The organism is Clostridium tarantellae (genome assembly GCF_009295725.1).
GTDB classification, from domain to species: domain Bacteria; phylum Bacillota; class Clostridia; order Clostridiales; family Clostridiaceae; genus Sarcina; species Sarcina tarantellae.
The window spans coordinates 1-7789 of sequence record NZ_WHJC01000158.1; the positions used below are offsets into that span (position 1 = coordinate 1).

At 23.9% G+C, this 7789-nt stretch carries 6 protein-coding genes; 4 read left to right on the plus strand and 2 right to left on the minus strand.

Annotated features, from left to right (window positions below):
• Positions 1 to 167: 167 nt before the first annotated feature.
• The 3 genes from GBZ86_RS10200 (at position 168) to GBZ86_RS10210 (ending at position 3767) form a co-directional block, all read left to right on the plus strand.
• On the plus strand, positions 168 to 701 hold the full coding sequence (locus GBZ86_RS10200) for a hypothetical protein (protein ID WP_152890338.1): 534 nt from the start codon (positions 168 to 170) through the stop codon (positions 699 to 701).
• A gap of 83 nt (positions 702 to 784) precedes the next feature.
• Positions 785 to 1456: a hypothetical protein gene (locus tag GBZ86_RS10205; protein WP_152890340.1), complete on the plus strand. Its 672-nt coding sequence runs from the start codon at positions 785 to 787 to the stop codon at positions 1454 to 1456.
• An 82-nt stretch (positions 1457 to 1538) separates the two neighbouring features.
• Entirely contained in the window at positions 1539 to 3767 is a 2229-nt protein-coding gene (locus GBZ86_RS10210; protein ID WP_152890342.1) for an immunoglobulin-like domain-containing protein, read from the plus strand.
• A 166-nt stretch (positions 3768 to 3933) separates the two neighbouring features.
• Here GBZ86_RS10210 and GBZ86_RS10215 read toward each other — a convergent pair whose 3' ends face one another.
• Complete coding sequence (locus tag GBZ86_RS10215) at positions 3934 to 5490, minus strand: ABC transporter permease/substrate-binding protein (RefSeq protein ID WP_152890344.1); 1557 nt, start codon at positions 5488 to 5490, stop codon at positions 3934 to 3936.
• Complete coding sequence (locus GBZ86_RS10220) at positions 5483 to 6619, minus strand: ABC transporter ATP-binding protein (protein WP_152890346.1); 1137 nt, start codon at positions 6617 to 6619, stop codon at positions 5483 to 5485. The genes GBZ86_RS10215 and GBZ86_RS10220 overlap by 8 nt, the downstream gene beginning before the upstream one ends.
• Before the next feature lie 254 nt (positions 6620 to 6873).
• On the opposite strand from GBZ86_RS10220, the gene GBZ86_RS10225 reads away from it, so the two are divergent.
• A complete protein-coding gene (locus tag GBZ86_RS10225; protein WP_152890348.1) occupies positions 6874 to 7533 on the plus strand; it encodes a hypothetical protein in 660 nt (219 codons plus the stop codon).
• The last annotated feature ends 256 nt before the right edge of the window (positions 7534 to 7789 follow it).

Here is a 7789-nt window from a genome sequence, read left to right on the forward strand (position 1 = left end):
ATTATATATATATAAACATATAAGAAATAAAATGTAAAAAATATTTTATTTTTATTTATTAATATTAAAAATAAAATGATTATTGACGATTAAAATTAATATAGTTAATATATAATTAAAAAATAGAAAAAAATGTCGAAAAACAAAGGAGATATTGGAAGCAAATTATGAGTTTTAAAAAATATATAAACTTAAAAGATAAAAAGAAAAAAAATATTTTAATTATTTTTCTTTTAATAATAATAAGTATATTAATTTTATTTACAAAAGGATGTAAATCAAAAGTAGAGATAAAAGATGGACAATTAAAAGGAATTATAGGAGATGGATTATTGCCAGGATTGACAGCAGAAGAAATAGAAAAATCTTTACAAAAAGAAGCAGATTCTTCAATGTTTTCTTTTGATATAAATACAACTCCAACTTTTGAAAATGGAAAGTTAGAGGGAAATGTAAGAATAGCAAATCCACCATACAATATATATCCAATAGGGGTTAAAATACAATTAAATTCAGATAAAAAAGTGATTTTTCAGTCTGGAAAAATAAAGCCTAATCAATATATTGAAAAATGTAAATTAAATAAAGTATTAAAAAAAGGACAATATCCAGCTACTGCACAAATAGAAGCTTATGATCCACACACAGGAGAATACTTGGGAAAAACAGTGGTAAAGTTAAAAATAATAATTAGAAATTAATTATTTATATAAATTTTATTAAGGAGGTTTTTATAAAAATAAATAGATATATAATTAAAAACCTTTATATTGGAGGAGTAAAAATGAATAAAAAAATTTTAAGTTTAATATTAGGAACAGCAATAACTAGCACAGCATTAATAAATGGAATTAATGTTTTGGCTGCACCAACAAAAACACCTTCTAGAATAATAAATTCAGATGGAACTCAAAAAGAAAAAATACAAATACCAGTACAAGGTTCAATAGAAGCATGGAATAATAATGTTGCTAATGAAGTTGATGTTAAAGATGCACCACAAGTGGCACAATTATCTGTAACTGTACCAACAAAAATGGTATTTACAGTAGCGACTAATGTAAAAACAGAAGATGGACAAGGAAAATTTATATCACCAGAGTATAAGATAACTAATAATGGAAATAGTGCTGATAATGTTAAAGTTACATTAGAAAGTGTTGAAAAAAATGATAATGGAATTTTAGAATTAAATGATGTAAATGAAAGTACTAAGAATAATGGAAAGGTTGAAATAGATTTAAAATTACAATTAGCAGATTCTACAGCAGTTGATGTAAGAAAGAAAAATAAAGGAGATACTGTAAAAGAATTAGGCACTATAGTTAAAGGTGAAAGTAAAACATTAAAGTTATTAGGTGCTAAATGGGAATTACCAACATCAGAATTAAGAAATGGAACAGAAAAGGTTGAATCAAAGTATAATTTAACTTTAGGTTTTGAATTAAGTAAATAATTAATAAAATTTTAAATAAATTAAGCACCTATTTAAATTTAAAATAGGTGTTTTTTATATTTAATGGAAGGAGGAAAAAGAAGTGAACCGTGTAATGGCAGTATTTTTAAGTATTATTTTTATTAGTATAAGCAGCAATATAAAATCTTTAGCAAAAGATTTAAAAAGCAATAATTTAATTAATGGATTAGATAAAAATTTTATACAGGTTGATGGTGAAGATTTACAGAGTTATTCAGAGGATAGTTCATCACTTTTTCATATACCTTTTAATTTTTCTAAAACGGCTGGATATTATAAATTAATTAAACCTTGTTTTAAAATAAAGTTTGATACAGTTAATAGAAAAATAAAATTAGATAAACTTACTAATGAATATTTTAGTAATTATATAGGATATGACAAATATTTAGATATAAAAATATTAGATAAACATTTAAAGGAAAAAGTACATTTAGAATTATTAGGTTGGGATTATTTTACTTCAGGAAAGGTTTCAAAATTAAATAATTTTAAATATGAGTATGGTGATATTATAAAGATTTCTGGAAATGTATTAGAGAGACAAAGCATTTTAGGAAAGATTATAGGAGCTACTAAAGATTATTCAAAAGGTCTAAAGGATGTTGAAGATATAGAAAATTTAGGTTTTGAAATAACTGAAAATGGATTAAAGGAAATAAGAAATAAGGCACCTATTATAAAAAATATTGATGATTTAACAATTATTAAAAATAGCAAATTTAATCCTTTAGAGGGAGTTGTTGTAACAGATGATTTAGATGGAAATATAACTAAGGATTTAATTATAGAAGGAAATGTTGATATAGCTAATTTAGGTGAATATTTTATAAAATATAAAGTTAAAGATAGCTGGAATAAAAAATTAGAAGTTACTAGGAAAATTACTGTAATTGAAAATCCTAAATTAAATGAAAATATTATAAAAGTTAATGGTGAATTTTCACCATTTGGAGAAGAAAGATTTAATATTGAATTTGATGATTTAAAAAAAACTGTTAAAGTAAAAAAATGTGATGCTGAAATTATAGGTATAAGTTCAACTAATTCTACATGGAAGTTTGGTTCAAAGCTTAATAAAAATTTTAAAGATAAAAAATATTTTTCCATTGAAATTTTTAATAAAAGAAAAATTAGAAAACTATTTATAGAATTAAATGGAGAGGATTATGCTACTTCTTATAAACTTGACCCATTAAAATATTTTACTTATGAGTATGGTGATATTATAAAGCTTTGGCATGGAAACCCTAATATTTTAGAAATATTAGGAGATGTAATTAACGCTAAAGAAGATTATATTAATGGAATGCAAGAAGACATAGAAGCTGTTCAGTTTGAAATAACTCCAAATGGATTAAAGGCTATTTATAATGAAGCACCTGTAATAAATGGTATAGAAGATATTAAAATTAAAATAGGAGAAGATTTTGATCCTTTAAAAGGTGTAAATGTAAAAGATGATCATGATATTAATTTAATACCAAAAGTAGAGGGAAGTGTGGATGTAAATAAATTAGGTAATTATGAATTAAAGTATTTTGTTAAAGATAATTGGGGAAAAGAAATTATAGCTAAAAGAGTAGTTACTGTTAGAAGTAATAATAAACCAACTATAATGTTAAAAAATAATGATATAATTATTGAGCAAGACTATAAAGTTGATGATAAATATTTATTAAATTTAATAAATGTTACAGATGAAGAGGATGGAAATTTAATAGATAAAGTAATTATTAACTCTAATATTAATAGTGAAAAACCAGGAATTTATGAAGTTAAATATTCAGTACAAGATAATGATGGTAATATATCTTATTTAAATAAGGAAGTAACAGTTGTAAGAAGCATAAGTATGTCAATTCCTATAAAAATAAATTTTCAAGTAGTAACAAATGCATTAGATAAAAAGTTTATTACTGCAAATTATAAAATTACAAATAATAAAAAAAGCAAAGTTAAAGTTTACTTGAAAAGTTTTATTAAAGAAGAAGGAAAAATAGATATAGTAAATCCAAATAAGTTCTCTAATTGGACAAATATATCAGAAACAGATTCTATGAGTAAATTAGCTTTAGGTTTATATATTAAAGATGGCTTTAAAAATGGAGTTCATTATATTAGTAATCCAATATGGTTAAATAATAATATGAACAATAAAACATATTTAGGAGAAATAGGACAAGAAGAAATTTCCATAGGTGAATTTTCTTTTGTAGCAAAGCATGGTGAATACTTTACTGGAGAAAGTACTAAAGGTAAATATTCACTTGTTTTAGAGTTTGAATAAAATAATTGTTTAAAACATATTTTAAATTAAATATAACAAGACCTTAGGTACTTATTTACTATAAGTTCCTAAGGCTTTGTTTTAAATTAATAGTATGTTTTTAATAAATTTAATATATTAAGTTTAAGTTATAATTAACATATTATTTTATCTTCTATGTTAAAAATTAATTAGATGAAATTAATTTTTGAGACATAAGATAATCTTTAGCAACTTTTTCAGGAGATTCACCAAGTTGATCTACTTTATAGTTAAGTTCAATCATAGTTTCATTATTTAATTTATTAGTTAATAAATTTAAAGTATCTTTTAGTTCGGGGTATTTTTCTAAAGTTTCTTTTCTTATTAAAGGAAAAGCGTTATATGGTGGGAAAAATTGCTTGTCATCCTTTAATACTTTAAGGTTAAAAGCTTTTAATAGGCCTTCCGTAGAAAAGGCATCAATAGCTTGACTGTTATCATTATTTAAAGCAGAATATCTTAAAGAGCCATCCATTGGTTTAACATCTTGAAATTTTAGATTATAAACCTTACTTAATCCAACTAGTCCATCAGGCCTATTTACAAATATCATAGTAGGTGAAAAAACAAGTTTATTGCTAATTTTAGCTAAGTCTGATATTGTATTTAAATTATATTTTTCAGCAATATCTTTTCTTGTAGCTATGGTATAGGTATTATTAAAACCTAAAGGTTCTAATAAAGTTAAATTATATTTATTTTCCATTTCAGGTTTGATATGTTCATAAGCTTTTTTAGGATCATGAATAATAGGATCCTTTAAAACATTAATGAGTAAATCACCAGTATATTCTACATACATATCTATTTCTCCAGTGTTTATTGCTGAAAATGCTATTGAACTACCACTAAGATTTAATTTTCTATCTACATTTAAATCAGTGTGATCTTCAATTAAATCAGAAATCATATTTCCTAGAATAAGCTGTTCAGAAAAATTTAATGAACCTACAACAATGTTTTTTTTGTGACCTTTTGAAAAATTATTTGCAACAGAAAAAATTATTATACCTGCAAGTACTAATAATAAAATGTTAAAAACAATAGATTTTTTTTTGTTAGGGATAGAACTACATCCTTTGGGTGAAACAAAAACTTCTATTTTGCCAAAAATATAATCTACTATAAGAGCTAAAATAGCTGCTGGTATAGCACCAGCAAGAATCATATTATTATTAACTGTTTGTATACCAGAAAATATTAAATATCCAAGTCCACCAGCACCAATAAATGCTGCTAAAGTCATTAGTCCAACAGAGGTAACAGCAGATATTCTTATTCCAGCCATAATCATAGGTAAAGCAAGAGGCATTTGGATTATTTTTAAAGTTTGGAGAGGAGTTAATCCCATAGCTTCAGCAGCTTCTAAAATATTAGCATCTATATTATTTAATCCAGTATAAGTATTTTTTACTATAGGTAGTAATGAATAAATTACAACCATCATTATAGCAGGAATACTTCCAATACCTATAAAAGGAATTAAAAGTCCTAATAGTGCCATAGACGGAATGGCTTGAATTAAATTAATAAAGGCTAATATAGGTTTTCTAAGAGGTTTTATTTTACCTATTAATATTCCTAAAGGAACTCCAATTAAAATTGATAAAAAAATTGAAAAAGAAGTTAATGTTATATGCTGTAAAAGTAAATGGAGAATTTCTTTGTGTTTAGAAATGATAAATTGTATAAAATTAGCCAAGAATATTCACCTCCATATCTAAAAACTGCTCACTAAGTACAGATAATAAACTACTTCTGGTAATTAAACCCACTAATTTTTTATTTTTATTGATAACAGGAACATATCCTATAGAATGTTTATTTATAAGTTCTAAAATTTTTATTAAATTATCATCTTCATAAGCTAGTATGATATCTTTAGCCATTATTTCTCCCAATAAACTAGTTCTTTGGGGATTATTTTTCTTTAAAATTTTCAAAGTCACTAAACCTATTAGTTTTTTTTCATTATCTATAATTAATAAGCTATCTACTTTGTTACTTTTCATTATTTCAATTCCTTGAAGAACATTTCTAGTAGCTTTAACAGCAATTGGATTTTTTATCATAATATCATTAGCATGTATAAATTCTGGATTTTCCCAAACTCTATTTTTCCCTATAAAATTTTTAATAAATTCATTTTTAGGATGTCTTAAAATATTTTCAGGAGTATCATATTGGGATATAGATCCATTTTCCATTATGCAAATTTTATCTGCTAGCTTTAGTGCTTCATCCATATCATGAGTAACAAAAATAATAGTTTTATTTAATTGTTTTTGTAAATGAAATAGTTCCTCTTGTAAAGAACTTCTTGTTATTGGATCTAAAGCGCTAAAGGGTTCATCCATTAATATAATTTCTGAATTAGTAGCAAAAGCACGAGCAACACCAACCCGCTGTTGTTGACCTCCACTTAGTTCACTTGGATATTTATTTAAATAAATTTCTGGAGTTAAATCTACTAAATTTAATAAATATATAGTACGTTTATGTATTTCATTAACAGATTCTTTTTTTAGCTTGGGAATTAATTCGATATTTTCCTTTATTGTTAGGTGTGGAAATAATCCTGTACTTTGAATAACATATCCTATATGCCTTCTAAGATTTATAGTGTTTTCTTGAGAAATAGGATTTCCATTAATAAATATTTCGCCAGAGGTTGGCTTTATAAGTTTATTTATCATTTTTAAAGTAGTAGTTTTACCACAACCGCTAGAGCCTATTAGTACTATAAATTTTCCTTCTTCAATAGAAAAGTTCAAATTATGAAGAATAACTTTTGAACCTATTTTTTTGCTTACATTTTTAAATTCTATCAAAATATCAACTCCTTTAAATTATGTTAATAATCAAAAAAATATGTAATTTTTTGATTCATAGGTAATATTATAAAACTTTTGGAAAAAAATGTCGAGTAAATGATTGTTAATTAATGTGAGAAAAAGTTAATTAAATTAAAATTATTATTATTGTAGTTAAAAGAAACTAAGTATCTTAATTAATAAATAGGGAATATTAATATTAAAATTTAATTTTTATCTTTAAATAATTATTTTGAAAGGATGATAAGGAAATGAAAAGAAAAATATTGGCGAGTATTTTAGTTTTAGGATTAAGTTGTAATTTGCTATCATGTATGCCTGTAAAAAAAGATGCTAATAATACTTTAGATTTTTCAGAAAATGAAATGTTAGATATAAAATGTAATACTAATGAAAATTTTGATAAAGCTATAGAACAAAAATTAATAAAATTATTAACAGAAAATGCAAAAAAATATTTTGGTGTAGACATTGATGAGAGTAACATGTCTTATTCTATAGGAAAAAAAGTAGGATTTAATAGTTTTGAAGTTATACCTAAAATTGATGATTTAGAGGATATTTATATTGTAGGTCATGCTAAAGGACAGCCTAGTAAATCGCAGGTTGTTGATATAAGTATGGAATATGATATATTAAAGAAAAAAGTAGAAGAGATGAAAATATCATTAAATAAACCATATGATAAAAATGCTAATCTTTCAAAGGATGAAGCCATACGTATAGGAGAAAAATTTATTAAAGATAAACAGTTAGTACCAGAAGGTGTTAATCTTACAGTGGATAAATTTGTTGTATTAAATGGATATACATTTTTAGAATTTAAATATATAGTAAATAATGATGATGAAGATATAGAACTAGTAATAGATAACACCAATAAAATGGTGATTATGTTTGATATTGATTAATTAAAGTATATTAATAAAAATTAGGAATGATAAGTGTTATTTAAAGTAACTTTAATTATTGCTCTGTGATATTAGGGGTAAAAGCAATAATTTAAATATCCTTTAGCGATACTTATTATTCCTTATTTTATTCTTTAGGAAATTATAATTTTGAGAATCTGTGGATAACTTTAATTAAAGTGCTGAAGGTTGTCTGCGAAGCAGATTTTGTTTTTTTCTAGAATATTTCAAAATGATATATTAACTTACATAAGAA